The 26454-nt window shown below is 70.5% G+C and carries 24 protein-coding genes; 7 read left to right on the forward strand and 17 right to left on the reverse strand.

Annotated features, from left to right (window positions below):
- Nucleotides 1–62 precede the first annotated feature (62 nt).
- Nucleotides 63–743: a response regulator gene (locus tag H0H10_RS23825; protein ID WP_188183132.1), complete on the reverse strand. Its 681-nt coding sequence runs from the start codon at nt 741–743 to the stop codon at nt 63–65.
- Nucleotides 740–1990, reverse strand: a complete 1251-nt coding sequence (locus tag H0H10_RS23830; RefSeq protein ID WP_188183133.1) for a sensor histidine kinase — start codon at nt 1988–1990, stop codon at nt 740–742. Before H0H10_RS23830 ends, H0H10_RS23825 begins: the two co-directional genes overlap by 4 nt.
- Nucleotides 1991–2084: 94 nt before the next feature.
- On the opposite strand from H0H10_RS23830, the gene H0H10_RS23835 reads away from it, so the two are divergent.
- A complete protein-coding gene (locus H0H10_RS23835) occupies nt 2085–2645 on the forward strand; it encodes a GNAT family N-acetyltransferase (protein ID WP_188183134.1) in 561 nt (186 codons plus the stop codon).
- A 4-nt stretch (nt 2646–2649) separates the two neighbouring features.
- Here H0H10_RS23835 and H0H10_RS23840 read toward each other — a convergent pair whose 3' ends face one another.
- The 6 genes from H0H10_RS23840 to H0H10_RS23865 form a co-directional block, all read right to left on the reverse strand.
- Nucleotides 2650–4167, reverse strand: a complete 1518-nt coding sequence (locus H0H10_RS23840; RefSeq protein WP_188183135.1) for a type IV secretory system conjugative DNA transfer family protein — start codon at nt 4165–4167, stop codon at nt 2650–2652.
- 19 nt (nt 4168–4186) lie between these two features.
- Nucleotides 4187–5599 (reverse strand): ATP-binding protein, encoded by a 1413-nt coding sequence (locus H0H10_RS23845; protein ID WP_188183136.1) that lies wholly within the window; start codon nt 5597–5599, stop codon nt 4187–4189.
- A 12-nt stretch (nt 5600–5611) separates the two neighbouring features.
- Nucleotides 5612–7171: an SCO6880 family protein gene (locus H0H10_RS23850; protein ID WP_188183137.1), complete on the reverse strand. Its 1560-nt coding sequence runs from the start codon at nt 7169–7171 to the stop codon at nt 5612–5614.
- Nucleotides 7168–8511 (reverse strand): hypothetical protein, encoded by a 1344-nt coding sequence (locus tag H0H10_RS23855; protein WP_188183138.1) that lies wholly within the window; start codon nt 8509–8511, stop codon nt 7168–7170. Before H0H10_RS23855 ends, H0H10_RS23850 begins: the two co-directional genes overlap by 4 nt.
- Nucleotides 8501–9280 (reverse strand): DUF8175 domain-containg protein, encoded by a 780-nt coding sequence (locus tag H0H10_RS23860; RefSeq protein WP_188183139.1) that lies wholly within the window; start codon nt 9278–9280, stop codon nt 8501–8503. The genes H0H10_RS23855 and H0H10_RS23860 overlap by 11 nt, the downstream gene beginning before the upstream one ends.
- 204 nt (nt 9281–9484) lie before the next feature.
- Nucleotides 9485–9793, reverse strand: a complete 309-nt coding sequence (locus tag H0H10_RS23865; protein ID WP_003991275.1) for a DUF8827 family protein — start codon at nt 9791–9793, stop codon at nt 9485–9487.
- Between the two features lie 380 nt (nt 9794–10173).
- Between H0H10_RS23865 and H0H10_RS23870 the strand changes: the two genes are divergently transcribed.
- Entirely contained in the window at nt 10174–11193 is a 1020-nt protein-coding gene (locus H0H10_RS23870) for a C40 family peptidase (RefSeq protein WP_188183140.1), read from the forward strand.
- A 208-nt stretch (nt 11194–11401) separates the two neighbouring features.
- A complete protein-coding gene (locus H0H10_RS23875; protein WP_188183141.1) occupies nt 11402–12112 on the forward strand; it encodes a phosphatase PAP2 family protein in 711 nt (236 codons plus the stop codon).
- Nucleotides 12113–12159: 47 nt separating this feature from the next.
- On the opposite strand, the gene H0H10_RS23880 is transcribed toward H0H10_RS23875, so the two are convergent.
- Entirely contained in the window at nt 12160–13728 is a 1569-nt protein-coding gene (locus H0H10_RS23880) for an FAD-binding oxidoreductase (RefSeq protein WP_188183142.1), read from the reverse strand.
- A 518-nt stretch (nt 13729–14246) separates the two neighbouring features.
- On the opposite strand from H0H10_RS23880, the gene H0H10_RS23885 reads away from it, so the two are divergent.
- Both H0H10_RS23885 and H0H10_RS23890 read left to right on the forward strand, forming a co-directional pair.
- On the forward strand, nt 14247–15104 hold the full coding sequence (locus tag H0H10_RS23885) for an SCO4651 family lipoprotein (protein ID WP_188183143.1): 858 nt from the start codon (nt 14247–14249) through the stop codon (nt 15102–15104).
- Between the two features lie 71 nt (nt 15105–15175).
- Entirely contained in the window at nt 15176–15352 is a 177-nt protein-coding gene (locus H0H10_RS23890; protein WP_188183144.1) for a hypothetical protein, read from the forward strand.
- Between the two features lie 17 nt (nt 15353–15369).
- Here the strand turns inward: H0H10_RS23890 and H0H10_RS23895 are convergent, their stop codons facing one another.
- Nucleotides 15370–15738 carry a metal-sensitive transcriptional regulator gene (locus tag H0H10_RS23895; RefSeq protein WP_188183145.1) on the reverse strand — a complete coding sequence of 123 codons (369 nt, stop codon included), beginning with the start codon at nt 15736–15738 and terminating at the stop codon, nt 15370–15372.
- A gap of 215 nt (nt 15739–15953) precedes the next feature.
- Here H0H10_RS23895 and H0H10_RS23900 point away from each other — a divergent pair, with 215 nt between their 5' ends.
- Nucleotides 15954–16574, forward strand: coding sequence for a DUF47 domain-containing protein (locus tag H0H10_RS23900; RefSeq protein WP_009326469.1), 621 nt, complete (start codon nt 15954–15956; stop codon nt 16572–16574).
- Nucleotides 16575–16581: 7 nt separating this feature from the next.
- Nucleotides 16582–17580 (forward strand): inorganic phosphate transporter, encoded by a 999-nt coding sequence (locus H0H10_RS23905; protein WP_188183146.1) that lies wholly within the window; start codon nt 16582–16584, stop codon nt 17578–17580.
- A gap of 112 nt (nt 17581–17692) precedes the next feature.
- On the opposite strand, the gene pstB is transcribed toward H0H10_RS23905, so the two are convergent.
- From pstB to H0H10_RS23940, 7 genes are all read right to left on the reverse strand, one after another.
- Nucleotides 17693–18469, reverse strand: coding sequence for a phosphate ABC transporter ATP-binding protein PstB (gene pstB, locus H0H10_RS23910; RefSeq protein WP_188183147.1), 777 nt, complete (start codon nt 18467–18469; stop codon nt 17693–17695).
- 53 nt (nt 18470–18522) lie between these two features.
- The gene (gene pstA, locus H0H10_RS23915; protein WP_188183148.1) at nt 18523–19581 is read right to left on the reverse strand and encodes a phosphate ABC transporter permease PstA; all 1059 of its coding nucleotides are present in this window, start codon (nt 19579–19581) and stop codon (nt 18523–18525) included.
- Nucleotides 19578–20582, reverse strand: coding sequence for a phosphate ABC transporter permease subunit PstC (gene pstC, locus H0H10_RS23920; RefSeq protein WP_188183149.1), 1005 nt, complete (start codon nt 20580–20582; stop codon nt 19578–19580). Before pstC ends, pstA begins: the two co-directional genes overlap by 4 nt.
- A 108-nt stretch (nt 20583–20690) precedes the next feature.
- Nucleotides 20691–21821: a phosphate ABC transporter substrate-binding protein PstS gene (gene pstS / locus H0H10_RS23925; RefSeq protein ID WP_188183150.1), complete on the reverse strand. Its 1131-nt coding sequence runs from the start codon at nt 21819–21821 to the stop codon at nt 20691–20693.
- Between the two features lie 242 nt (nt 21822–22063).
- Nucleotides 22064–22441, reverse strand: a complete 378-nt coding sequence (locus H0H10_RS23930; RefSeq protein ID WP_223180337.1) for an NUDIX hydrolase — start codon at nt 22439–22441, stop codon at nt 22064–22066.
- A 224-nt stretch (nt 22442–22665) separates the two neighbouring features.
- Nucleotides 22666–23868, reverse strand: a complete 1203-nt coding sequence (locus H0H10_RS23935) for a CHAD domain-containing protein (protein WP_188183152.1) — start codon at nt 23866–23868, stop codon at nt 22666–22668.
- The gene (locus tag H0H10_RS23940; protein WP_188183153.1) at nt 23849–26149 is read right to left on the reverse strand and encodes an RNA degradosome polyphosphate kinase; all 2301 of its coding nucleotides are present in this window, start codon (nt 26147–26149) and stop codon (nt 23849–23851) included. Before H0H10_RS23940 ends, H0H10_RS23935 begins: the two co-directional genes overlap by 20 nt.
- Nucleotides 26150–26454 lie beyond the last annotated feature (305 nt).

Here is a 26454-nt window from a genome sequence, read left to right on the forward strand (position 1 = left end):
TAGGACGCCGCCGAACAATTTTTGGGAAAACCCCGCACCTTACGGTGCGGGGTTTTCTGCGTTCACGACGGTTTTACCAGCCTTGCGTCGTAGGCGAGGATCACGGCCTGGACGCGGTCCCTGCAGTCGGTCTTGGCCAGGATGCGGCCCACGTGGGTCTTCACCGTCGACTCCGCGAGGTGGAGCCGTGCCGCTATCTCGGTGTTCGTCCAGCCCTGGCCGATGACCGTCAGGATCTCGCGTTCGCGGTCCGTGAGGGAGGCGAGGCGGGGGTGCGTATCCGATGGCGTGTCCGTGGAGGGGCCGGGCGTCCCGGTCGGCAAGTGGTGGGCGTAGGCGTCCAGGAGACGGCGCGTCAGGCTGGGGGCGACCACCGCGTCGCCGGTGGCGACCGCGCGGATGCCGGAGAGGAGCTCCTCCGGCTGGGCGTCCTTCACCAGGAAGCCGGAGGCCCCGGCGCGCAGACCGGCGTAGGCGTACTCGTCGAGGTCGAACGTGGTGAGGATCAGGACCCGGGTGCGGTCGCCGGCGGCGACGATGCGGTGGGTGGCCTCGATGCCGTCCACGCCGGGCATGCGGACGTCCATCAGGACGACGTCGGGGTGCTGCTCGGCGGCCATGCGGGCGGCTTCGGCACCGTTGGCCGCCTCACCGAGGACCGTCATGTCGTCCTGGCTCTCCAGCAGCATCCGGAAGCCGAAGCGCTGGAGGGGCTGGTCGTCGGCGATGAGGACGGTGGTCACTGCGGGGGTTCCTCCGGTAGGTGAAGGTGGACTCGCCAGCCCCGTTCGGGGTGCGGGCGGGGGCCGGCCTCAAGTGTGCCGCCGTAGAGGGATGTTCGTTCCCGCATGCCGGGCAGGCCGCGGCCGTCGGAGAGGGCGGGGAGCGGGCCGCCGTGACCGGTGTCGGTGACGGTGAGGGTGACGGCGCCGTTGCCCGCGTAGGAGAGGGAGATGTCCGCGGTGGCGTCGGGGCCGGCGTGTTTGAGGGTGTTGGTGAGGGCTTCCTGGATGACCCGGTACACGGTGAGCTGACGGCCCTGGGGGAGGAGGGCCTTGCCCTGCACGGTCGTACGGACCCGGAGGCCGGCCTTGCGGACGCCGTCGATGAGCTGGTCGAGGTCGGTGAGGGCCGGCTGGGGGGCCAGCTCGGCCTGCGGCCCGTCCTCCTCGTCGCGCAGGACGTCGAGCAGTCGGCGCAGTTCGCCGAGCGCCTGGCGGCTGGTGCTGCCGATGGCTTCGAGCGCCTGGGCGGCGCGTTCCGGGGACTTGGTGGCCGCGTACCTGCCGCCGTCGGCCAGACCGGTGATCACGGAGAGGTTGTGGCCGATGATGTCGTGCATCTCGCGGGCGATGCGGGCGCGTTCGGCGGCGGCGGCGAGCTGCGCCTGCTGGTCGCGCTCGATCTCCAGGCGGCGGGCCCTGTCTTCGAGGGCGTCGGTGTAGTTGCGGCGGGAGCGGACCGTGACGCCGATGAGGGCGGCGACGCCGATGGAGAGCAGCTGTGAGCCGAGCTGCTGGTTCCAGGTGCCCGCGGCCTCCCCGTAGCGGACCATCGTGACACACGTCGGGGCTGTGACCAGGGCCGCCGTCCACCACAGGTTGCGCAGCGGCAGACGCAGGGCGATGTGGTGGACGAGGACCAGCTGGAGCAGGGCGGCCTGGAGGGCCGCGCCCGTCCAGGCGTTGACGAGGGCCACCGGCGCGATGACGAGGAGGGCGGCACGGGGGTGGCTGCGGCGCCAGAACAAGGGGGCCGAGAGGGCGATGCTGAGGGCGAGGACGAGCCCGCCGGGAAGGCCGGGGTCGTGGGCGACGTTGCGCCAGCCGCCGCCGAAGCAGTCGATCAGCGCGGCCAGGACCCAGAAACCCGTGAAGTGCACGTCCCACACGAGCGGATGACGGCGGTCGAAGGCGCGCATCCGGCGGCTGACGCGCTGGACGTACTCGGTGAGGGGCTCAGCCGCTCGTTCCTGCGTCACGGGCTCCATCCGACCATGATCCGGGCCTTCGGCCCGGCGGGCGTCCGCCTGGGGGTCGTATATGAGGTGAGGGGTGTAGTACCCGGGTATTACGGTGGCCGGCATGACTGGCTCGGTCCCCGGTGACTACGTGATCCGTTCCATACGTGCCGACGAGTGGCCCGCCGTGAGGGAGCTGCGGCTGCGCGCCCTGCGGGACCCCGTGGCGCACCTGGCGTACCTGGAGACGTACGACGACGCCGTCGCCCGGCCCGACTCCTTCTGGAAGGAGCGGGCGGCCGGGGCTTCGGAGGGGGCCACCGGCGCGCAGCAGATCGTCGCCGAGGGGCCGCGCGGCAGCTGGCTGGGGACGTTGACCGTGCTGATGGAGGAGGCCGGGACGACGGACTGGGCCGGGTTCGCCGTCGAGCGGCGGCAGGGGCATGTGGTCGGGGTCTTCGTACGGCCCGAGTGGCGGGGGAGCGGGCTGACCAGGGCGTTGTTCGACGCCGGGGTGCAGTGGGCGTGGGGGCGCGGTGCGGAGCGGGTGCGGCTGATCGTGCACAAGGACAACGGGCGGGCGCAGGGCTTCTACCGGAAGGCGGGGTTCGTGCCGAGCGGGGTCAGTGTGCCGCTGGCGGCGAAGCCCGGTGAGTCGGAGCTGGAGTTCGTGCTCGAACGCTGAGGTGCTACACCGGCAGTTCGTCGTGCGGCCAGCGGGCGCGGCCCTGTTCGCGGGACCGGAGCAGGGCCAGGGTCGGCAGGCCCCGGTCCGCTCCGGTGGCCAGCAGCTCCGGGAGCTGGGGAAGCGGAGCCACGGCGGCGACGTCGTCGAGGACGAGCGTCAGTGGTGGGTCGAGCCGACCGGAGGATGACCGTTCGGCCATGCGCCGGCCGCGCTCGACCACGCTTGAGACGAGTGCCGTCAGCAGCGGCATCGCGCCCGGGCTCGTCCGGGGATCCTCGATGGATTCACCCACCACGTAAAGGGTTCCCTCTTCGTGAACGAAGGAATCCAAGGCGAGGGCATCAGTTCGGTTGGGAGTGCACGCCTCCCGGATGTTGACCATGGACAGGGCGGCCAGGGCCCGGGTGGTCAGCTGCTGGGCCATGTCCCGGCGTTCGGGGTGGGCGGTGAGCGCGGCCTCGAGTTCGCCCGCGGCGCCGGGTGCGGCTTTGGGATTCGTACGGAGGATGCGTACGGCGTCCTGGATCTGGCCGCCCTGGGACCAGCGGTGCACGTGGCGGATGGTGCGGCCGTCGACGGCGGCGGCGTGGAGGTAGCTGCGCAGGAGGGTCTCGGCGGTCTCGGCGATCGCCTGGTCGAGTTTCGCGGTGGGGCGTACGGGGGTGAGCAGCGCGGCAGCTCTGGACATCGCCGTCTGTTTGTCCTCGCAGCCGGTCGTGGGGGACCAGTGGAGGCGGGAGGGGGTGTCGCAGAGGTGGGTGGGGTCGTAGAGGTGGACCGGGCCCAGTTTGGCTCGGGCGTCCTTGGTGGACTGCCAGAGGCTCGGGTTCGAGGTGACGACGACGGTGGGGCCCTCGGCGTCGCGTACGGCTTCGGTCGCGGTGATGTGCCGGGTGGCCGGTGGACCGTAGTGCACTGCGCCTTCGGCGCGGTTCGACTCCCACGCCCGTGTACCGCCGGACGCGGAGGTGGGAGCGAGGGGCGCCGGCTCCTCCCGTGGCGCCGGCTCCTCCCGTGGCGCCGGCTCTTCCCGTGGGGCCGGCTGCTCTTCCCGCGGTGTCGGCTCCTCCTGCGGTGCTCTGGGCGTCGGGACCTCGTGCACCGGTTCCGGCGGCTGTCGCCGCTGCTCCTCCTCCCGCCGCTGGTCCTCTCGCCGCCGCAGTCGTACGGCCTTCCAGCGGGCCGCCGTCCCCAGCACGAACACCGTGAGAACCACCAGCACCATCAGCTGGCCGATGAAGAGCCCCCAGAACAGCCCGTAGCCGGAGAGGTCCGTCTCCGGGGTGTCGGGCCAGGCGCCGGGGATGTCGTGGGGCTGGGCGACGAGGTGGCGCATGGCCAGCGGGGTGCGGGTGAAGGTGACGCCGGACGGCCACGAGCCGTGGGCGAACAGGCCGGCCAGGCCCGTCGCCGTCCAGACCAGCAGGGTCATGCCGAGGAGGAAGCCGAGTATCCCGACCAGCAGGCCGTCGGGGATGCCGCCGCCCTGGCCGCTGCGCTGCTGGTCGTCCGGTCTCATGCGTCCTCCCCCTGCGTGCCTAGGCCACCGTCGATTCGGACGAGTCGCCGATGTGCTGTTCCATGAAGGCCGCCGCCCGCTCCTCCGCCTCCAGCTCGGCGGCGCGCAGGGCGTCGTCCGCGAGGTCGCTGGAGGACTCGGTCATCGCGCGGTCGGTGAAGACCAGCGGGCGTTCGGTCTCGGTGACCAGGTGTTTGACCACCTGGACGTTGCCGTTGACGTCCCACACCGCGATGCCCGGGGTGAGTGAGGGGATGATCTCCACGGCCCAGCGCGGCAGGCCGAGCACCCGGCCCGTCGCCCTCGCCTCGTCGGCCTTCTGGGCGTAGATCGTCCGTGTCGACGCCATCTTCAGGATCGCCGCGGCCTCCTTCGCCGCCGCCCCGTCCACGACGTCCGACAGATGGTGGACGACGGCCACGAAGGACAGACCCAGCCGGCGGCCGAACTTCAGCAGCCGCTGGAACAGCTGTGCGACGAAGGGGCTGTTGATGATGTGCCAGGCCTCCTCGACCAGGAAGATGCGCTTCTTCCGGTCGGGGCGGATCCAGGTGTGCTCCAGCCACACGCCGACGATGGCCATGAGGATCGGCATGGCGATGGAGTTGCGGTCGATGTGGGAGAGGTCGAAGACGATCAGCGGGGCGTCCAGGTCGATGCCGACGGTCGTCGGGCCGTCGAACATGCCGCGCAGGTCACCGTCGACGAGGCGGTCCAGGACCAGCGCCACGTCCAGGCCCCACGCCCGTACGTCGTCTATGTCGACGTTCATCGCCTCGGCCGACTCCGGTTCGGGGTGCCGCAGCTGCTCGACGATGTCGGTGAGGACCGGCTGGCGTTCGACGATGGTCTCGTTGACGTAGGCGTGCGCGACCTTCAGCGCGAAACCGGACCGCTCGTCCAGCCCGTGCCCCATCGCGACCTCGATGATCGTCCGGAGCAGCGCGAGCTGGCCGGTCGTGGTGATCGACGGGTCGAGGGGGTTGAGCCGGATGCCGTGGTCCAGGGCGGCCATCGGGTCCAGCCGGATGGGCGTTATCCCCAGCTCCTGGGCGATGAGGTTCCACTCGCCGACGCCGTCCTCGCCCTGGGCGTCCAGGACGACGACCTGGCGGTCCTTGAAGCGGAGCTGGCGCAGGACGTACGTCTTCTCCAGCGCCGACTTGCCGTTGCCGGACTCCCCGAGGACCAGCCAGTGCGGGGCGGGGAGCTGCTGGCCGTACAGCTGGAAGGGGTCGTAGATGTAGCCCTTTCCGGAGTAGACCTCGCGGCCGATGATGACGCCGGAGTCGCCGAGGCCGGGCGCGGCGGTCGGCAGGTAGACCGCCTGCGCCTGGCCGGTCGACGTGCGGACCGGGAGGCGGGTCGTCTCGACCTTCCCGAAGAGGAAGGACGTGAAGGCGTCGGTGAGGACGGTCAGCGGGTCCCGCATCAGGCTCAGCCCCTACCTTCGGATGCCGGTGGCGAACGGAAGTGTGTTCACGAAGGCGCGGTGGTGCTCGCGGTCGCACCACTCCAGTTTCAGGTACGACTTTCCGGCCGAGGCCCTTATGGTCCGCTTGTCGCGGGCCAGTGCCTCGGGGGAGCGGGAGGAGACGGTGATGTAGCCGACCAGGTTGACGCCGGCCGCGCCGCTCGCGAGGTCCTCGCCGCGCTGGTCCAGGCGGGAGTGGGCGGCGATGTCGCGGGGGTCGACGGTGCGGTTCATCTTGGCGGCGCGGGAGGCTTCGGCCTCGTCGTTCGTCTTCTCGGTCAGCATGCGTTCGATGGCCACCTCGGTGGGTTCGAGGTCCATCGTCACGGCGACCGTACGGATGACGTCCGGGGTGTGGACGAGCAGCGGCGCGAGGAAGTTCACGCCGACCGGGGTCATCGGCCACTCCTTGATCCAGGCGGTGGCGTGGCACCAGGGGGCGCGGGTGTTGGACTCGCGGGTCTTGGCCTGGAGGAACGTGGGCTCCATGGCGTCCAGCTCGGCCGGCCAGGCGTTGCGCTTGGTCATCGCCTGGATGTGGTCGATCGGGTGGTCCGGGTCGTACATGGAGTGGATGAGCGAGGCGAGCCGGCCCTGGCCCAGGGGCTGGCGTACGCGGATGTCGGCCTCCTGGAGCCGGGAGCAGATGTCGGTCAGCTCGCGGGCCATGACGACGGCGAGTCCCGCGTCCCGGTCCAGCTTGCGGCCGCCCTGGGGACGGGACGCGCGGGCCATGGTGTGGGCCTCGGCGGCCAGTTCGCGGGTGTAGTGCATGCAGGCGACGAGGTAGGCGCGGTGCTGCTCGCTGCTGGTGGAGACCATCGACAGCAGCTGGTCGTACGACTGCTGCAGCCACGGCGGTGACTTCTCGTCGCCGCGCACGGCGACGTCCTTGGCGTGGGCGTCGGGGTCGGCGGGGAGGGTGCGGGCGAGCATCTGGAGGCGGGTGACGAAGCCGTCGCCGTTGGCCACGTGCTTGAGCAGGGTGCCGAAGCGGTCGACGAGGGCTTCCTGGTCCTCGGAGTCGCGCAGACCGACGCCGGGGCCCTCGATCTCGATCGCGGCCGTGACGGTCTTGCGGTCGGCGTGCAGCAGGACGGCGATCTCGTCGGGTCCGAACGGTGCCGACAGCCAGGTGATGCGGCCGATGCCGGGCGGCGGGCCGATCTCCACCTCACGTCCGTCGAGCCGGGTGCCGGCCTCGATGGCGGCGGAGCGGTAGGTGGTGCCCTGGCGCAGGGTGCGCTTGTAGCTGCGGTTGATCTCGAACCACTTGTAGAACGTCCGGTGCTTGTACGGCACGTAGACCGCCGCCAGCGCGAGCATCGGGAAGCCCATGAGCAGCACGATGCGCAGGGTCAGGACGGGGACGAGGAGCCCGCACATCATGCCGAGGAACGCGCCCGCGACGATCAGCGCGATCTCGCCGGTCTCGCGGTTGCGGCCGACGATCGCGTTCGGCCGGGCGCGGCCGATCAGATATGTACGGCGGGGCGTGACCGCGTGGGACACGTGGGACTCGGTCGTCAACGCCCTTCACCTCCCGTGCGGTTGGTACTGCTGTTGCGGGTGCTGCTGGCGTGAGGCGTGTTGACCGGGCTGCCGGAGCGGGGTGCGGGTGCGGCGGAGGGGACAGATCCGCCGCCGTTCGGGGTGCGTGAGCTGTGCGCGGCGACTCCGCCGGATGCGGGATTGCCGGGGCGGGGGGCGGTGGAGCCGGAGCGGCCGCCTCCGCCGTCGCCGTTGTGGCGGGTGCTGTGGGTCTTGATGCCCTGGGCGACCAGGGTCGCCGGGGAGCTGATCACGGCCGCGGCCTTGCCCTCGGCGCCCTGCATGATGCGGTTGTTGCGGGAGCCGGCGATCTCGTCGCCGAAGCCGGGGACGAAGCGGTAGATCATCGCCGAGGCGAAGATGGCGAGCAGGATGATCGCGAGGCCGGAGACGACGGCGGAGAAGGCGTCCGGCCCGTCGTCGGCGGACAGTGCGCCGGCCAGTCCGAGGACGATGACGATGACGGGCTTGACCAGGATGACGGCGATCATGATGCCCGCCCAGCGGCGGACGTGGCCCCACAGGTTCTTGTCGACGAGGCCGGCGTAGACGACGGTGCCGAGCAGGGCGCCGACGTAGAGCAGGGCGGCGCGGATGACGAGTTCCAGCCAGAGGACGCCGGCGGCGAGGATGGAGACGAGGGAGACGACGATCAGCATGATCGGGCCGCCGCCGATGTCCTCGCCCTTCTCCAGGGCGCCGGAGAACGTGCCGAAGAACGTGTCGGTCTGGTCGCCGGTGGCCTTGGCGAGGACGTCGGTGACGCCGTCGGTGGCGGAGACGACCGTGTAGAGGATCAGGGGGGTGAAGGCCGAGGCGAGGACGGTCAGCCAGAGGAAGCCGATGGCCTCGGAGAGGGCGGTGCTCAGCGGTACGCCCCGGACGGCCCGCTTGGCCACGGCCAGCAGCCACAGGAGGAGCGTCAGGACCGTCGACGCGGCGAAGACGACGGCGTACTGCTGGAGGAACTTCGGGTTCGTGAAGTCGACGTTGGCGGTGTCCTGCACGGCGGCGCTGAGCTTGTCGACCGTCCAGGAGGCGGCGTCGGCGCAGCCCTTGGCGAGGGAGGAGAGGGGGTCTAGGGCGGAGGTAGGGTCGTTGAGCGTACCGGTACCTCCGGTGGAGCCGCCGGTGCCGCCGTTGTCCTCGCGCTCGCAGTACTTTCTGGCGGGGCCGGCAATGAGTGAGCAGGGATCGTCGCTCTTTGTGGGCGTCGGGCTGGGTTCTGCGAAGGCGCGCGTGGCCAGCAGCAGAGCGACTGCCTGAGTGGACGCCACCAAGCCGGAGAGCTTGAGCGCGCGGTGCTGGCTACCGGGCATACGTGAAGCCTCCGAACTCCTGGACCGCCTTGCTCATTTCATCGGCGCCAGATACGGGGCTGTCCCCCGGGACCGGGGTCGGGCCCGTCTTCTGGCTGGTCTCGAGGACCTTCCAGTCGTCACCGCTCCAGCTGAGCGTCATGGTCACGGTGAACCAGCTGCTCGTCACCGGGTTGGTCGACTTCTCACCGGTCAGTCCGAAGAGCCCGTTGCACCAGACCTCGACGGTGGCGGACTTGTCGCCGAAGGCCGTCACCTTTGTGCCGGCCGGCAGCGTCCGATTGACGAACGTGCTGCCCGCGGGCGCTCTACCGTTCTCACTCAGGCCGATCTTCTTCAGGAAGTCTGCTGAGTAGTCGGCATCGAACCCGGACTGGAGACGGTCGACCGAGCTGGGAGCAGCAACGGCTTGTACGATCTCGTGGCGTCTGGTCTTGTCGAACATGCCGTCAGAGCCCAAAGCCACCGCATAGTTCGCCGCGGCGCTCTGTGCGCCCTGTTCGTCGTGGGCGAAGCCTGACTGGACCGGGTGTTTGCCGGTGGGGGCCGTTGAGGACGTCTTCGGCTTGTCGCCGGTCTCGGACGCGGATGAGGAATCGTCTCCTCCACGGTTCGCGAAGGCGATCGCCGCGATGAGGAGGACGACCACGCCGACCACCGTGACCAGGCTCCGCGACGACGAGCGGCCGGCGCGTCGGGCGCCGCCGTACACGTCGCCGCCCCCGTCGGGCAGCCGTGTGCGGGTCTGGTGGTCGTCTCCGAGATTCATGCCGCGTACGCCCCCTCGACGTCGTGCGGGAACACCTCGTACCTCATGCCGTAGAAGTATGACGGTAGCCGTGCTGGTTCCCGCGCGGGCGCGGTGTGGTGACTCGACATCAGGGAAACAAGACCTCAGCCAGGGGGCACGACGGGCGGGTGGGGTGGAGGGGGACCGGGCGTGCCCGGAGGGACTGATGGACTGCGGGCCCGTCTACACGGCCATGCCGTACACGATGGTGAAGAGCGTGCCGAGCGAGCCGATGATGAACACGCCCGTCAGGCCCGCGATGATGAGGCCCTTGCCCTGTTCGGCGCTGAAGGTGTCGCGGAGCGCGGTGGCGCCGATGCGCTGCTTGGCGGCCCCCCAGATGGCGATGCCCAGGCAGAGCAGGATGGCGACCGCCATCACCACCTCGATCATCACCTTGGCCTCGTTGCCCAGGCTGCCGAAGGGGCCCCAGTCCGGAGCGATCCCGCCGATGATGGTGTTGATGTCTCCCTTGTCGGCCGCAAAGAGCATGTAAGTCACCGCCCCTGTTGGGTAGTTCCGCATCCTCTGCGGTCGTGCAGAGGTCAGGCACCATTCTCACCGACAACGGCGCCTTCGTATGTCGACTTGGCGTCATTGATTGGCGGGTTTCGTGCGAACAGCTTGCCACCGGTCCGCGCCGGCCCCTCGTGGGGCGGCGAGAACCGGTGCGGCGAGAGTCGTATCGTCACTCTGTGTATCATGCCCTGTTACGCCGAGCAATGACGCTGGTGCGAAACCTGTCGCGGGGTTGCGTCGTTGGGCCCTTCTCCGGAGTGATCGGAGGCTTGCCTTTCTGACGGGCCGTCGTGATGGTTGCGTGCGGGAGGAATTGACGACATGGCCGGGATGCGGCACTGAACGGGTCCGGCGTGGGGGAGGGTTGGGCCATGCGGAAGTTGTGGGTTGCCGCCGGCGCCGCGGTCGCGTTGGGGCTCGGCTTCGTGATGCTGCTCGTCGTCGGCGTCTACGTCGTCGCCGGGAACCTCGCGGGCGGTATGGGCGGCGGCGCCAAGAAGCTGGCCGCGGGGTCGGTGCCCGCGGCGTACCAGCCGCTCGTGCAGAAGTGGGGGAACCTCTGCCCCGCCATCAACCCGGCACTGCTCGCCGCCCAGCTCTACCAGGAGAGCGGCTTCAACCCGAAGGCGCAGAGCGCCGCGGCGGCGCAGGGGATAGCGCAGTTCATCCCCGGGACGTGGGCCACCCACGGGATCGACGGGGACGGGGACGGCGACCGGGACGTGTGGGACCCGAACGACGCGATCCCCTCGGCCGCGTCGTACGACTGCACCCTCGCGTCCTACGTCAAGGACGTTCCCGGGAATCCGACCGAAAACATGCTGGCCTCCTACAACGCCGGGGCCTACGCGGTGATCAAGTACCAGGGCGTGCCGCCGTACAAGGAGACGCAGAACTACGTCAGGGTGATCACGACCCTGGAGAAGAGTTTCGCCGCGCCCGAGACGCGGGTCGATCCGTCCGAGCAGGCCGCCGGGGCGATCGCGTACGCGCAGAAGAAGCTCGGGACCCCCTATCTGTGGGGCGGGAACGGGACGGCTCGGCAGGGTGGGCGGTTCGACTGTTCCGGCCTGACCAAGGCCGCGTACGAGAGTGTGGGGATCGAACTGCCGCGGGTCGCGAACGATCAGTACAACGCGGGGCCGCATCCCTCGCGGGACGAGTTGCTGCCCGGGGACCTGGTGTTCTTTTCGGACGACCTCACGAACTCCCGGGCCATCCGGCATGTGGGGATTTACGTCGGTGGCGGCTACATGATCGACGCGCCGCGGCCGGGCGCTGTGATCCGGTTCGACCCGATCGACACCCCTGACTACTTCGGCGCCACCCGGGTCACCGAGGATGGCGCGAAAGCACTGCCCACCACGGTGTGAATGGTGTGAACCGAACGTGAACCCATGCCCTGAGCTGCGACGACGTATCTCTCTTCGATAACGTCTGCGTGATCATTCGGTGGAGTGTGGAACGGATCAGCGGGGACCATGCGTTCCTGTTGACGTAGAGCGGATCTACAACCACGGGGGTGGCTGGAGCGGCGTACGCATGGGTGCGCCAAGGACATGACGAAGGGGCCGCAGCATCATGGCTGGACTCGCCGAATCCGGGTCGAACCCCGACGTCGAGCTGCTCTACGACATCAACGGCCTGGCCAAGGACGCTCCGCACTGGTTCGACCGGGTCATGGAGTTCGTCGGTGAGTACGGACTGCTGTTCGCGATCGTGCTGCTGGTGCTGTGGTGCTGGTGGTCCGTGCGGCGGCGGGGCGGCGAGGACGCGGCTCCGTCCGTGGCCGCGCTGGTGTGGGCACCGCTCGCGGCCGGTGTCGCGGTGCTGGTGAACGTGCCGATACGGGGGTTCGTGGAGCGGCCGCGGCCGTTCAAGACCCACGACGGGCTGGAAGTCCTCGTCGAGGGCAAGAACGACTTCTCCTTCGTGAGCGACCACGCGACGCTCGTCATGGCGATGGCCGTCGCGCTGTTCGTGGCCAACCGGAAGTTCGGCGTCGTGGCCATCGTGCTGGCCGTGCTCGGCGGGTTCTGCCGGGTCTACATGGGCGTGCACTACCCGACGGACGTCGTGGGCGGTTTCGCGCTCGGTACGGCGGTGGCGCTGCTGCTGTCGCCGGTCGCCATGGCCCTGCTGACGCCGCTGGTCAAGGCCATCGAGCGGTCGCCGCGGGCGGGGTGGCTGGTGAGCGCGCGGGGGCGAGGGGACGCCGCCGGGCGGCGCGCCGTGATCCCGGGGGCGCGCAAGGAGAGCGCCGGGGCGGAGGAGCGGGATCTCGCCGCGTAGCCGCGCAGCCGCGTAGGGCCGCCGGCTGTCCGGAGGCCGGGCGGGGGTCAGAAGGACTGCGGGTGGGTGAAGATCCTGGCCGGGTCGTACTGGGCCTTCAGCTTCGCCAGGCGGGGTGCCGCGTCCCCGTAGTACGCCTTCCGCCAGTCCTTCAGGGCCGGGTCCGGGTAGTTCTGGTAGGCGAAGCCCGAGGCGTACGGGCGCATCGCCCGGTGGGCGGACGCCAGCCACGACTGTGCCGTGCCGCCGCCCGTGCCCGGACGCCAGGACACGATGTACTGGGCCAGCATCCGGGAGCGGCGGTGCACGAACGCGGTGGCCGTCGGCGAGACGCGGTTGATCGCCCCGCCGAGGGCCGTGAAAACGATGGTGCCGGGGCCGCCGCGCACCGAGCGGATCTGGGAGAGCAGGGCGCGGATGCCGGCCGCGCCGATCGAGCGGTCGAAGAAGTCGGAGCACGCGGCGTAGGTCTCGCGGGCGAGCGCCCCCTTCGGTGAGTGCCCGGGGGTGCCGCCCGGCAGGTGGCACTGGGCCTTGGTGGAGAACGAGGAGCAGCCGGCGTACATCTCCATCGCCTCCTCGTAGGAGCGGCGCCGGAGCGAGACGCTGCTCGCGGAGGCGCCGATGCGGGCGGCCAGGCGGTCGACCGCGTTCTGCAGTTCGCCGTAGGTGCCGAGGGAGAAGGCGGCGACCGAGATCCTGGGGGAGCCGCCGGGCGCGGAGGCCAGGTGGAGGGACGACCAGATCTCGTCGGGCTGGTCCGGGCCCCACTCCTGCCAGGCGCGTACGACGGCGGCGGCCGTCCGCCAGGGCCAGGTCATGTACGCCGACACGGCCTGGGGGGCGGGGTGGGTCCGGAAGTGCAGCTCGGTGACGATGCCGAAGGTGCCGTTGCCCGCGCCGCGCAGGGCCCAGAACAGGTCCTTGTGGTCGGCGGGGCCGTCGGGGCCGACGGTGAGCTGTTTGCCGTCCGCTGTGATCAGGGTCGCCTGCGTGAGGCTGTCGCAGGTCAGGCCGTAGGCGCGGGAGACGACGCCGTGGCCGCCGCCGAGGGTGAGGCCGGAGACGCCGACGGTGGGGCAGGAGCCGGCCGGGATCGTCACGCCCTTGGCGGCGAGGGTGCGGTAGACGTCGATGAGCTTGGCGCCGGCGCCGACGACCGCGGTGTTGCCGGTGGCGCGGACGCGGTCGAGTTTCGAGACGTCGATGATCAGTCGGCCGTTGCCGGAGGACCAGCCGGCGTAGGAGTGGCCGCCGTTGCGGATCGCTACGGGGATGTGGTGGGCGCGGGCGTAGGAGAGGGCGGTGCGGATGTCGTCGGGGTGGGCGGGGTAGGCGACGGCGGCCGGTTTCAGGGTGTCGAAGCGGGTGTTGTAGAGCTGGTGGGCTGTTTTCCAGTCCGTGTCGCCGGGGCGGATGAGGGGGCCGTCGAGGGTGTGGGCGAGGGCGGACCAGGTGGGGGGCGGGGTGGAGGTCGGGGTCGGGGTGTTTCTGGCGCCGGGGGCGCCGGGGGCGCCGGGGGGTGCTTTGCTTGTGCCGGGTTTGTCGGTGCAGGCGGTTGCTGTGGCTGTGGCCAGGGCTGCGGTGGTGCCGCCGATGAAGGTGCGCCGGTCCATGTGGGCCTCCGCCCGGGGTGAGGGGTCCAGGGGGCAGGGTGCGTCCGCTCGTGGACAGGATGCCCGGCGTGGGGGCTGGGCGGGGGTGGGACGCGCGGCCCGGCGCTGGCGGGGTGCCTCCCCCAGAGGGGGTACCCCCGGCGCCCACCCGTGCCGCCCTGGGGGTACCTCCCAGGCCGTTCAGGCACTGGGGGAGGCACGACTGCCCGCAGGCTGCGCCGGCTGGGGCCGGCTGTCCGCGGGCTGCGGGCGTGTGCCTGTTTCAGTCGGGGGTGTGGGACTGGGCGTCTGTGCGGGCCTGGCTTCTTGCTCTGCGGGCCGGGCCTCGCCAGCCACAGGTGCAGCGGGCCACGCAGAAAGGGCCCTGTTCCACTGTCGTCGTGCGGTGTTCCGGGGCTTCCCCGGGGTCGTCGAGACCGTCCTGCTGCGCCACGGCGCCAACGTTACCGGCGTCGCCTACCCGTCGTTAACCGGGACGACAGGGGGCCCGGAACGGACGTGACGGCTGGGGGCAGGCGATGGACAGGCGGCAGCGGCAGGGCGCGAAGGCGGGCGGGGCGGTCGTCGCCGGGGTCGTGGTCTGCGGGTGTCTCGGAGCCGCCGGGTGTTCCGGCGAGGGGGCCGCCGCGCAGGACGTCCGCAGCGTCGACGCGGTCGCCGCGCTGCACGGTGCCGCCGACCGTCTGGTGGCCGCCGGCAGTTCCAAGGCCCGTACGGCGATGGAGATGGCCAGCGGCGGGACGCGGGTGACCATCCGGGGCGAGGGTGTGTACGACTTCCGGGAGCGGCTCGGCAGGCTGAAGGTGCTGCTGCCGCAGGACCCGGCGGGGGCGAGCGGGCACCGGCCGATCACCGAGCTGCTCACGCCCGGCGCCCTGTTCATGAAGAACCGGGGGGCGGGCGTGCCCGACGACAAGTGGGTGCGGGTCGAGACGTCGGCGGTGTCCGACGGGAACCTGGTGACCGGCGGGGCCACCGATCCGTACGCCGCCGCGGAGGTCCTGCGGGGGACGCGGGCGGCGAGGTACATGGGCCGGACGGAGGTCGCGGGGACGCGGGTGCGGCACTACCGCGGGACCGCCGATCTCAACCGGGCGGCGCGGGAGGCGTCGGCCGGCACCAAGGAGTCGCTGGAGGCGGCGGCGAAAGGGTTCGCCACCGCCGAGGTGCCGTTCGACGCCTATCTCGACGACGAGGGCCGCATCCGCAAGGTCAGGCACCGCTTCAGCTTCGTCAACGGCGAGCGGAAGGGCACCGTGGCGGTGGCCTCGACGACGCTGCTGTACGACTTCGGCGCCCCCGTCCGCGTACGGCTGCCCGGGGACGAGGACATCTTCGCCGGGCGGATCGCCGAGGGGCCGGGCGGCGAGAACTAGCCCTTCCGTGCCATGCGCGGTGCGTAGGCCGCTCCCTACTCTAGGAAGTCGGTGACGGCAGAGAAGAGGTGATGCGCGTGGCTCCGGTCGGCGGTACGGCAGTTCAGGACCACGTGGCCCTCGCCGAGATCGAGCTGTGCGGAGAGCTGATCATCGCCGCCTCGGCCGCCCGGGAGCGGCTCAGCCTGGAGAGCATCGACGAGGTGCTGCGCGTGGCCGAGGAACGCGGGATCGGCCCCGGCGAGTAGCACCGGGACCCGTCCGCTCAGGTGCGCAGCAGGCGCCCGATCGCCTTCGTCGCCTCCTCCACCTTGGCGTCGATCTCGGCGCCGCCCTTGACGGCCGCGTCGGCGACGCAGTGCCGCAGGTGCTCCTCCAGGAGCTGCAGGGCGAAGGACTGCAGGGCCTTGGTCGAGGCGGAGACCTGGGTGAGTATGTCGATGCAGTACACGTCCTCGTCGACCATGCGCTGCAGGCCGCGGATCTGGCCCTCGATGCGGCGCAGGCGCTTGAGGTGCTCGTCCTTCTGCTTGTGGTAGCCGTGCACGCCGTGGTCGTGGTCCGTCAGCACGTCCGTGCCGTCCGTTTCGACAGCGGCGGAGGGCGCACCTGCGCCGGCCTCGGTGGTCGTCATCGCGTCCTCCTGGAGAGCAGATAGCGGACATATACCCCTGACGGGTATATGGTAACGAACTTTGCGGGGTATGGGCCCCTGTGCAAGGCCCTCGGCCGCCCCCCTGCTCATCACTCTGTCCGATGGGCGACACTGGGGGACGGCCCGTTAGCCGTGGCCGGATGATGCGCCTAGCATCAGCCTGACCGAAAACCGATGCATCCTGAGGACCCCACGTGCGCTTTCGTCTGACCCCCAGGGAGACGAGCTTCTACGACATGTTCGCCGCATCCGCGGACAACATCGTCACGGGCTCGAAACTCCTGATGGAACTGCTCGGGGCGGACGCATCCGCCCGGGCCGAGATCGCAGAGCGTATGCGGGCCGCGGAACACGCAGGTGACGACGCCACGCACGCGATCTTCCACCAGCTGAACTCCTCCTTCATCACGCCGTTCGACCGTGAGGACATCTACTCCCTCGCATCGTCCCTCGACGACATCATGGACTTCATGGAGGAGGCCGTCGACCTGGTCGTCCTCTACAACGTCGAGGAACTGCCCAAGGGTGTCGAGCAGCAGATCGAGGTGCTGGCCCGGGCCGCCGAGCTGACGGCGGAGGCCATGCCGAACCTGCGGACCATGGACAACCTCACCGAGTACTGGATCGAGGTCAACCGGCTGGAGAACCAGGCCGACCAGATCCACCGCAAGCTGCTCGCCCACCTCTTCAACGGCAAGTACGACGCCATCGAGGTGCTGAAGCTGAAGCAGATCGTCGACGTCCTGGAAGAGGCCGCCGACGCCTTCGAGCACGTGGCGAACACGGTGGAGACCATCGCGGTCAAGGAGTCCTGACCCGTCCATGGACACCTTCGCTCTGGTCGTGACCATCGGGGTCGCGCTCTTCTTCACGTACACCAACGGCTTCCACGACTCGGCGAACGCGATCGCGACGTCCGTGTCGACACGGGCGCTGACGCCCCGGGCGGCGCTCGCGATGGCGGCCGTCATGAACCTCGCCGGCGCGTTCCTCGGCTCGGGGGTCGCCAAGACCGTCAGCGAGGGGCTGATCGAGACGCCGGAGGGCTCGAAGGGGATGGGGATCCTCTTCGCCGCGCTCGTCGGCGCGATCGTCTGGAACCTGATCACCTGGTACTTCGGTCTGCCGTCGTCCTCCTCGCACGCGCTGTTCGGCGGCATGGTCGGCGCGGCGCTGGCCGGCAGCACGACGGTCTACTGGCACGGGGTGCTGGAGAAGATCGTGCTGCCGATGTTCATCTCGCCGGTGGTGGGCCTGCTGGTCGGCTACCTGGTGATGACGGGGATCATGTGGGTCTTCCGGCGGGCCAACCCGCACAAGGCCAAGCGCGGCTTCCGCATAGCGCAGACGGTGTCGGCGGCCGGCATGGCGCTCGGCCACGGTCTGCAGGACGCGCAGAAGACGATGGGCATCGTGGTGATGGCGCTGGTCATCGCCGACGTCGAGGACTACGGCGACCCGATCCCGGTGTGGGTGAAGATCGCCTGTGCGGTGATGCTCTCGCTGGGCACGTACGCCGGTGGCTGGCGCATCATGCGGACGCTGGGCCGGAAGATCATCGAGCTGGACCCGCCGCAGGGGTTCGCGGCGGAGACGACCGGTGCGTCGATCATGTTCACCACCGCGTTCCTGTTCAAGGCGCCGATCTCCACGACCCATGTGATCACGTCCGCGATCATGGGTGTGGGGGCGACGAAGCGGGTCAACGCGGTGCGCTGGGGTGTCGCCAAGAACATCATCCTGGGGTGGTTCATCACGATGCCGGCGGCCGCGGCCGTGGCGGCGTTGTCCTTCTGGATCGTGAACCTGGCGTTCCTGTAAGCCGCCGGGACGACACGGCGAAGGGCCCGCCCCCGGGAGCCAGGGGCGGGCCCTTCTTCGTCCTCGCGGTGGCACCGCCATGCAGCACCGCGAGGGGTTCGAGGGGGCGGGATCAGCCGAAGCGGCCGGAGATGTAGTCCTCCGTGGCCTGCACCGACGGGTTGGAGAAGATCCGCTCCGTGTCGTCGATCTCGATGAGCTTGCCGGGCTGGCCGACGGCCGCCAGGTTGAAGAACGCCGTGCGGTCGGAGACGCGCGCCGCCTGCTGCATGTTGTGCGTCACGATGACGATCGTGAAGCGCTCCTTGAGCTCGCCGATCAGATCCTCGATGGCGAGGGTGGAGATCGGGTCGAGGGCCGAGCAGGGCTCGTCCATCAGCAGCACGTTCGGCTCGACCGCGATCGCGCGGGCGATGCACAGGCGCTGCTGCTGACCGCCGGAGAGGCCGGAGCCCGGCTTGTTCAGGCGGTCCTTCACCTCGTTCCAGAGGTTCGCGCCCTTCAGGGACTTCTCGACGATGTCGTCCAGCTCGGACTTCTTGTACTTGCCGTTGAGCCTGAGGCCCGCCGCCACGTTGTCGTACACCGACATCGTCGGGAACGGGTTCGGCCGCTGGAAGACCATGCCGACCTCGCGCCGCACGGCGACCGGGTCGATGCCGGCGCCGTACAGGTTCTCGTCGTCGAGCATGACCTTGCCCTCGACCCGGCCGCCCGGCGTGACCTCGTGCATGCGGTTGAGGGTGCGCAGGAACGTGGACTTGCCGCAGCCGGAGGGGCCGATGAAGGCCGTCACCGAGCGGGGTTCGACGGTCATCGAGATGTCCTCGATGGCCAGGAAGGAGCCGTAGTAGGCGTTGAGGCCGCTGACATCGATGCGCTTGGCCATGTGAATCACTGCTTCTTTCGAGTCCGAGTCGCTGACTGTTACCGCTGGCCGCGTCAGCGACCGGTCTTGGGGGCCTTCCAGCGGGCGATGCCGCGGGCCACCAGGTTGAGGATCATGATGAACGCGATGAGCGTCAGGGCCGCCGCCCAGGCACGGTCGTGCGCGGGGTCGGAGCCGGCGTTGTACTGCAGGTAGATGTACATCGGCAGCGACTCCTGCGGATCCTTGAACGGGTTCGCGTTGATGAAGTCGGTGCCCCAGACCAGCAGCAGCACGGGGGCGGTCTCGCCGGTGATGCGGGCGATGGCCAGCATGACGCCGGTGATGATGCCGCCGACCGACGTCGGCAGGACCACCTTGAGGATCGTGCGCCACTTCGGGACGCCCAGCGCCAGCGACGCCTCGCGCAGCTCGTTCGGGACGAGCTTGAGCATCTCCTCGGTGGAGCGGACGACGACCGGGATCATCAGGATGCACAGGGCGAACGAGCCGGCGACGCCGGAGGGGCCCATCTCAAGGATGAGAACCCACAGGCTGAGGATGAACAGACCCGCGACGATCGACGGGATGCCCGTCATGACGTCGACGAAGAAGGTGACGGCCTTGGCGAGCCGGCCGCGTCCGTACTCGACCAGGTAGATCGCGGTGAGCACACCGATCGGCACGGAGAACAGGGTGGCGAGGCCGACCTGCTCCAGGGTGCCGAGGATCGCGTGGTAGATGCCGCCGCCGGGCTCGGCGTCGCCGACCACGCCCATCGAGTGGGTGAGGAAGTAGCCGTCGAGGACCTCCACACCGCGCTTGACGGTCTCCCAGACCAGGGAGGCCAGCGGGATCACGGCCAGGATGAACGCGACCCACACCAGGCTCGTCGCCACCCGGTCCTTGGCCTGCCGCCGGCCCTCGACCCGGGACGAGATGCCGAACGAGCCGGCGACGAACAGAACCGCCGCGATCAGGGCCCACTGGATGCTGCTGTGCAGCCCGGCCACGGTGCTGATGCCGAGGCCGGCGGCGGCCGAGCCGGCCGCGACCGCCCAGGGGAACCACTTGGGCAGGGTGGCGCCGCGCAGGGAGCTGCGGTTCTTGGGGGTAAGGGTTGCGTGGCTCATGCGTTGGCCCCCGAGTACTCCTTGCGGCGGGCGATGATCAGGCGTGCCGCGCCGTTGACGAGCAGTGTGATGACGAAGAGCACCAGACCGGAGGCGATCAGCGCGTCCCGGCCCATCACGGTCGCCTCGTTGAACTTGCTGGCGATGTTCTGGGCGAAGGTGCCGCCGCCCGGGTCGAGCAGGCTGGCGCTGATGTCGAAGGTCGGGGAGAGCACCATGGCCACGGCCATCGTCTCGCCGAGCGCGCGGCCGAGGCCCAGCATCGAGGCGGAGATGACGCCGGAGCGGCCGAAGGGCAGCACCGACATCCGGATGACCTCCCAGCGCGTGGCGCCGAGGGCCAGCGCGGCCTCCTCGTGCATGCGCGGGACCTGGCGGAAGACCTCACGGCTGACGTTGGTGATGATCGGCAGGATCATGATCGCGAGCAGGACGCCCACGGTGAGCAGTGAGCGCGGCGCTCCGCCGCCCCACTCGAAGATGCCGGTCCAGCCGAGGTAGTCGTCCAGCCAGCCGAAGAGCCCGTCCATGTGCGGCACGAGGAAGAGCGCGCCCCACAGGCCGTAGACGATCGACGGCACGGCGGCGAGCAGGTCGATCACGTACGCGATGGCGCCGCCCAGCCTGCGCGGGGCGTAGTGCGTGATGAACAGGGCGATGCCGACCGAGATCGGGACCGCGATGGCCATGGCGATGACCGACGACACGATGGTGCCGAACGCCAGGACCGCGATGCCGAACTCCGGCGGGATGCCGCTCGGGTTCCACTCGAAGCTGGTGAGGAAGTTGGCCTCGTCCTTGCTGATCGCGAGGGAGGCGCGGTAGGTGAGGAAGGCCGCGATGGCGGCCATGATGACCAGCACCAGGATGCCGGACCCGCGGGAGAGCCCGAGGAAGATCCGGTCGCCGGGGCGGGTGGCGCCGCGGGCGGCGCGCTTGCGCTCGGCGCCGTCGGGTGGGAGCGCTGGGGGAGCTGTGTGGTTCTGTGTCGTTATGTCCATCGGGTTCTCCGGTCTGCGGAGCCTCCCGCGTGTCGGGGGCTCCTGGCGGCGGTGCACCGGACGGTGCGGCCCGGGCCCCGCCGACGGGGTCCGGACTGCACGCTCAGGTCAGCTCAGGCCCGAGATGGTCTCGCGGACCTTGGTGATGATCTCCTCGGGCATCGGCGCGTAGCCGGCGTCGGCCAGCAGGTTCTGGCCGTCCTCGGAGGCGATGTAGTTGAGGAAGGACTTGGTGGTGGGCAGGGTCTCCGCCTTGTTGCCCTTGTCGCAGACGATCTCGTACGTCACCAGGACGATCGGGTAGGCGCCCGCGGCGGACGGCGTGTAGTCCAGCTCCAGCGCGAGGTCCTTGCCGGTGCCGACGACCTTGGCGGCGCCGATGGCCGCGGTGGCGTTCTCGACGGTGGCCTTGACCGGCTCGGCGGCCTCGGTCTTGACGTCGACGGTCTTGATGCCGTCCTTGGCGTACGACAGCTCGAAGTACGAGATGGCGCCGGAGGTCTGCTTCACCTGCTGGGCCAGGCCGGAGGAGCCCTGCGCGGACTGGCCGCCCTCGGCCTCCCAGGACTTGCCCGGCTCGTACTTCCAGTCCTTCGGCGCGGCGGCCTTGAGGTACTTGGTGAAGTTGTCCGTGGTGCCGGACTCGTCGGAGCGGTGGAAGGCCTGGATCTTCAGGTCCGGGAGCTTGGCGTCGGGGTTGAGCTTCGCGATCGCCGGGTCGTTCCAGTTCTTGATCTGGCTGTCGAAGATCTTGGCCAGCGTCGGGGCGTCCAGGACGAGCGTGTCGACGCCCGGGACGTTGAAGCCGACGGCGATCGGGCCGCCGACCATCGGCAGGTCGATGCCCTGGCCGCCGGAGCAGACCTTCTTGGACGCCTCGATCTCGTCGGGCTTCAGCGCGGAGTCGGAACCGGCGAACGCGGTCTGGCCCTGGGTGAACGCGGTGATGCCGGCACCGGAGCCGGTCGGGTTGTAGTTGATCTGGACGCTCTTGCAGGCCGCGACGTACTGCTTGACCCACGCGTCGATCGCGTTCTTCTGGGCGGAGGAACCCGACGCCTGAAGCTGGCCCTTGGCGTCGTCGCACTTGATGTTGCCGGCCTGCGTGCTGGCGGTGGAGTCGCCGCCGTTGCCGTTGCCGCCGGTGTCGTCGGAGCCGCACGCCGTGAGGGCCAGGGCGCCGGAGACGGCGAGAGCACCGAGAGCGAGGGCCCGCCGGTTCTTGCGCTGAAGCTTCACTTGAGTTCCTTCCAGGAGCCGCCGTCCTGATTCGGCGGCGTGCGAGGACTGGGTGACACGGGTGCGTCCACGGTCGTGTTTTCGGAGCACGACCCGTATCGGGTAAGGCCGAAATTAGGCAGAACAGGTGAAGCCGCCGATGGGCGTAAATGAACGAGGGGTGAACCCCTGTGGACGGTGCGGTGAGGTAACGGAACGCTTACGTCAAGGACACGGCGCGATCCCGGTGGTCGGGTCACCGGTCACGTGCCGTGCAGGGCGTCCAGGAGGGCGTCCACGAGGGTGCGGTCCCTGGGGTGGGTGAGGCGGTCGCGGGCGGCCGGGGGCGAGAGCCACAGGATGCGGTCGACCTCCTTGGTCGGGGTGAAGGCACCGGGGCCGGCCTCGGCCGCCCAGTAGCGGACCTGTTTCGGGCGGCCGTTCGCCCAGTAGTGCTGGGTGGGCAGCTCGGCACCCGGTGCGGCGGTGTGGCCCGTCTCCTCCCGCACCTCGCGCAGGGCGGCGGCGAGCGGCTCCTCGCCGGGCTTCAGCTTGCCTTTCGGCCAGGACCAGTCGTCGTACTTCGGGCGGTGGACGAGGCAGAGCTCCAGTCCGCCGTCGACCGGGGAGCGGCGCCACAGGGCGCAGCCGGCTGCGTGGACGGGGCTGGTTGCGGGGGGCTGGGTGGGGGTGTGGGCGGAGGCTTCCGTGGGGTCGGCGGGGCCAGGGGCTTTCGTGGGCTCGGGGGGCGCGTTGGCCGTGGTGGCCGTGGTGGCCTCGTCGGGGTTCGTCACGTGGGGTCACCGCCCTTTCCGGTGCCTGGCCGGTTGGGTGGGGCGTGGCCGGTTCGTTGTGGTGAGGCCGGTCACTGTGGGGTGCCGACGGTTTCCTTCTGCCAGGCGCGCTGGAACGCGTACCTCGCCGCCTCCACCTCATGCCGCTGGTCGGCGTGGAGCACCCCGAGCGCGTACGCCGTCGCCGGGGCGATGCGCGGCGTACGGGCCGCCTGGGCGGCCGCGGCGGCGGCCTCCGACGCGTCGCGGTGGCGGTCGAGGGCCTGGCCGGCGGCCAGCAGCCGGACGTCCACGGCGGCGTCGTCGCCGGCCAGGACCTCACGGGCGTAGCGGTGCAGGCGCAGCAGCAGGCGGACCTGGTGCCAGGGGGTGTCCTGCGGATGCGGGGACGGGTCCGGGGACAGGCCGTGGACCAGTGCCTCCGCGTTGTACGGATGCCCCGCGGTGATCAGCGGGAGCGCGGCCACCGCGTCGGTCAGGCGCCCCTCCGCCGCCGCGGCGAGCGGACGGAGGTCGGCGGTGGCCGCGGCGGCCTCCAGCGGGACCTCGCTGGCCAGTAAGGCGACCTTGTCCGCGACCGCGTGGAAGCGGGCCGAGCCCAGCGCCTGGAGGGCGGTGGAGTGGGCGCGGGTGCGGGCGAGGGTGAGCTGGCGGTCGAGCAGGGCGCCCGCCTTGGCCGCGCCGACGGTGAGGTTGCCGCGGTCGGGGGCCGACGCGGCCGACTGCTGTGCCCGGCCGGGCTGCGGGTGGTGGCGCTGGGGCTGGTGGGCGGCTTGTGCCGTGACGGTCGGGGACGTCGGCTGCGCCGGGAACGCCGAGGAGCCGGACAGCCGGTGCAGGGCCTGGAGCAGCCGTTCCAGACGGGATGCGTACGCGTGCTCCAGCGCCAGCGTGCCGGACAGCCAGGCCAGCTCGGGGCGCATGTCCTCCGCCCAGTCGGCGTTCAGCAGCGGCTGGAAGGTGTGCAGGGTGCCGCTGAGGCGACGGGCCGCCCGGCGCAGGGCACGGGCCGCGTCCACGGGGGGCCGGCCGGCGGGGGTGCCGGTCGTGTCGTTCGTGCCGGTCGCGCCTGTTGTGTCGGTGGTACCCGTGGTGCTGGTGCCGTTTGGGCTCGCGTTGTGGGCGGTGGCGCCGTTCGGGGCCGTGCCCGTCTCCCGGTGCAGGCGCAGGGCCCGTAGGAACTCCGTGGCCTGGGCCCGCAGATACGCCGCGAGGGCGTCCACGGGGACCGGGCCGGCCGCGGGGTTCGTCGGTTCAAGGTGTTGCTGTGCCACGCCGGCGCCTCCGGGCGTCTATGAGCATCTCCTGGATGTTGCGCAGGGGCTGGCCGTCCGCGTCCGTCGCGTGCCGGGTCCATTCGCCCTCCGGGCCGAGGTGCCAGGAGGCGGTGCCGTCGGACATGCCGGTCTCCAGGAGCCGGCTCAGGGCCGCGCGGTGCGCGGGATCGGTGACCCGGACCAGGGCCTCGATACGGCGGTCGAGGTTGCGGTGCATCATGTCGGCGCTGCCGATCCACACCTCCGGCTCGCCGCCGTTGCCGAAGGCGAAGACGCGGGAGTGTTCGAGGAAGCGGCCCAGGACCGAACGGACCCGGATGTTCTCGGACAGGCCCGTCACGCCCGGGCGCAGCGCGCAGATGCCGCGGACCCAGACGTCGACGGGGACGCCGGCCTGGGACGCGCGGTAGCAGGCGTCGACGACGGCCTCGTCGACCATCGAGTTGACCTTGATGCGGATGTAGGCGGGGCGTCCTGCGCGGTGGTGCTGGATCTCCTTGTGGATGCGGGAGACCAGGCCGTCGCGCAGCGACTTCGGGGCGACGAGGAGGCGGCGGTAGGTCTCCCGGCGGGAGTAGCCGGAGAGGCGGTTGAAGAGGTCGGAGAGGTCGGCCCCGACCTGCGGGTCGGCGGTGAGCAGGCCCAGGTCCTCGTAGAGGCGGGCCGTCTTCGGGTGGTAGTTGCCGGTGCCGACGTGGCTGTAGCGGCGGAGGGTTTCGCCCTCCTGTCGTACGACCAGGGAGAGCTTGCAGTGGGTCTTCAGGCCCACCAGGCCGTAGACGACGTGGCAGCCGGCCTCCTCCAGCTTGCGGGCCCACTTGATGTTGGCGTGCTCGTCGAACCGGGCCTTGATCTCGACCAGGACGAGGACCTGCTTGCCGGACTCGGCCGCCTCGATGAGCGCGTCGACTATGGGGGAGTCTCCGGACGTCCGGTACAGGGTCTGCTTGATCGCGAGGACGTCCGGGTCGCCGGCGGCCTGCTCCAGGAACGCCTGTACGGAGGTGGAGAAGGAGTCGTACGGGTGGTGCAGGAGCACGTCCCTGCTGCGCAGGGCGGCGAAGATGTCCGGGGCGGAGGCCGACTCGACCTCGGCGAGGTCGCGGTGGGTGCCGGCGACGAACTTCGGGTACTTCAGCTCCGGCCGGTCGAGGCTGTGGATGCGGAAGAGACCGGTGAGGTCGAGGGGGCCGGGGAGCGGGTAGACCTCGGCCTCGCTGATCTTCAGCTCGCGGACGAGGAGGTCGAGGACCTCGCGGTCGATGCTCTCCTCGACCTCCAGGCGGACGGGCGGGCCGAAGCGGCGCCGCATCAGTTCCTTTTCGAGGGCCTGGAGGAGGTTCTCGGCGTCGTCCTCCTCGACTTCCAGGTCCTCGTTGCGGGTGAGGCGGAAGGCGTGGCTCTCCAGCACTTCCATGCCGGGGAAGAGTTCTTCCAGGTGGGCGGCGATGACGTCCTCGATGGGGACGTAGCGGCCCGGGGAGGCCTCCAGGAAGCGGGAGAGCAGCGGGGGGACCTTGACGCGGGCGAAGTGCTTGTGGCCGGTGACCGGGTTGCGGACGACGACCGCGAGGTTGAGGGAGAGGCCGGAGATGTAGGGGAAGGGGTGGGCCGGGTCGACGGCGAGGGGGGTGAGGACCGGGAAGATCTGGTGGCGGAAGAGGGTGAACAGGCGGGCCTGCTCCTTCTCCGCGAGTTCGTTCCAGCGGACCAGGTGGATGCCCTCGTCGGCCAGGGCCGGGAGGACGTCCTCGTGGAAGCAGGCGGCGTGCCGGGCCATGAGCTCGCGGGAGCGGGCCCAGATCATCTCCAGGACCTCGCGGGGCTGGAGGCCGGAGGCGGAGCGGGTGGCCACGCCGGTGGCGATGCGGCGCTTCAGGCCGGCGACGCGGACCATGAAGAACTCGTCGAGGTTGCTGGCGAAGATCGCGAGGAAGTTGGCGCGCTCCAGGAGGGGGGTGTTCGGGTCCTCGGCGAGTTCGAGGACGCGTTCGTTGAACGCGAGCCAGCTGCGTTCGCGGTCGAGGAAGCGGCCCTGGGGGAGCGGGGTGGTCGTGCCGGTGATGGTGCCGATGCCGGTGGTGCTGATGCCGGTGTTGGTGCCGGTGCCGGTGCCGGTGCCGTCGGCCTGGGCCTCCTCGTACGCGTCGAGGTCGGCGTCGAGGTCGGGTTCCAGGTCGGAGACCGTGGCGGCGACTGTGTGCGGGCGGTGCGCGGCGATCGAGCCCACGGAGGGCTGCGTGTGCTGGACCTCTGCCTGGGTGTTCGGCTGGCTCATGGACCCATTCTTCCGCGCCGTCGGCATGACGGGCGCGTCGGAAAGCGCGGGCGGGAGCGCGAAACCCTCCGGGGGTGGCGAGGGCTCTGGCACGGCGGGGTTCATTGGCCGAGCGTCGCAAGGCTGTCTGAATCGATGGTTACGGAGACATGACGTGTGGGATAGCGGGGGGCGGATCGCGGGTGCGGGTGCCTGCGGCGCTTGGGCGGGGATGCCTGCGGCGGCCTGTGCGGGTGGAGTGCGGGTGCGCGTAGCGCGGTCTGTTCGGTTGTGGGTCGGGGCCGCGCCGGGGGGTGTCCGTCCTC

Source organism: Streptomyces griseicoloratus (assembly GCF_014534645.1).
GTDB lineage: Bacteria > Actinomycetota > Actinomycetes > Streptomycetales > Streptomycetaceae > Streptomyces > Streptomyces griseicoloratus.

Bases quoted from the DNA above. Each gene is read 5' to 3' on its own strand.
- H0H10_RS23830 (WP_188183133.1), bottom strand. From the start codon at position 1,990: ATGGAGCCCGTGACGCAGGAACGAGCGGCTGAGCCCCTCACCGAGTAC.
- H0H10_RS23835 (WP_188183134.1), top strand. From the start codon at position 2,085: ATGACTGGCTCGGTCCCCGGTGACTACGTGATCCGTTCCATACGTGCC.
- H0H10_RS23840 (WP_188183135.1), bottom strand. From the start codon at position 4,167: ATGAGACCGGACGACCAGCAGCGCAGCGGCCAGGGCGGCGGCATCCCC.
- H0H10_RS23845 (WP_188183136.1), bottom strand. From the start codon at position 5,599: ATGCGGGACCCGCTGACCGTCCTCACCGACGCCTTCACGTCCTTCCTC.
- H0H10_RS23855 (WP_188183138.1), bottom strand. From the start codon at position 8,511: ATGCCCGGTAGCCAGCACCGCGCGCTCAAGCTCTCCGGCTTGGTGGCG.
- H0H10_RS23860 (WP_188183139.1), bottom strand. From the start codon at position 9,280: ATGAATCTCGGAGACGACCACCAGACCCGCACACGGCTGCCCGACGGG.
- H0H10_RS23865 (WP_003991275.1), bottom strand. From the start codon at position 9,793: ATGCTCTTTGCGGCCGACAAGGGAGACATCAACACCATCATCGGCGGG.
- H0H10_RS23875 (WP_188183141.1), top strand. From the start codon at position 11,402: ATGGCTGGACTCGCCGAATCCGGGTCGAACCCCGACGTCGAGCTGCTC.
- H0H10_RS23880 (WP_188183142.1), bottom strand. From the start codon at position 13,728: ATGGACCGGCGCACCTTCATCGGCGGCACCACCGCAGCCCTGGCCACA.
- H0H10_RS23885 (WP_188183143.1), top strand. From the start codon at position 14,247: ATGGACAGGCGGCAGCGGCAGGGCGCGAAGGCGGGCGGGGCGGTCGTC.
- H0H10_RS23890 (WP_188183144.1), top strand. From the start codon at position 15,176: ATGCGCGTGGCTCCGGTCGGCGGTACGGCAGTTCAGGACCACGTGGCC.
- H0H10_RS23895 (WP_188183145.1), bottom strand. From the start codon at position 15,738: ATGACGACCACCGAGGCCGGCGCAGGTGCGCCCTCCGCCGCTGTCGAA.
- H0H10_RS23905 (WP_188183146.1), top strand. From the start codon at position 16,582: ATGGACACCTTCGCTCTGGTCGTGACCATCGGGGTCGCGCTCTTCTTC.
- pstB (WP_188183147.1), bottom strand. From the start codon at position 18,469: ATGGCCAAGCGCATCGATGTCAGCGGCCTCAACGCCTACTACGGCTCC.
- pstA (WP_188183148.1), bottom strand. From the start codon at position 19,581: ATGAGCCACGCAACCCTTACCCCCAAGAACCGCAGCTCCCTGCGCGGC.
- pstC (WP_188183149.1), bottom strand. From the start codon at position 20,582: ATGGACATAACGACACAGAACCACACAGCTCCCCCAGCGCTCCCACCC.
- H0H10_RS23940 (WP_188183153.1), bottom strand. From the start codon at position 26,149: ATGAGCCAGCCGAACACCCAGGCAGAGGTCCAGCACACGCAGCCCTCC.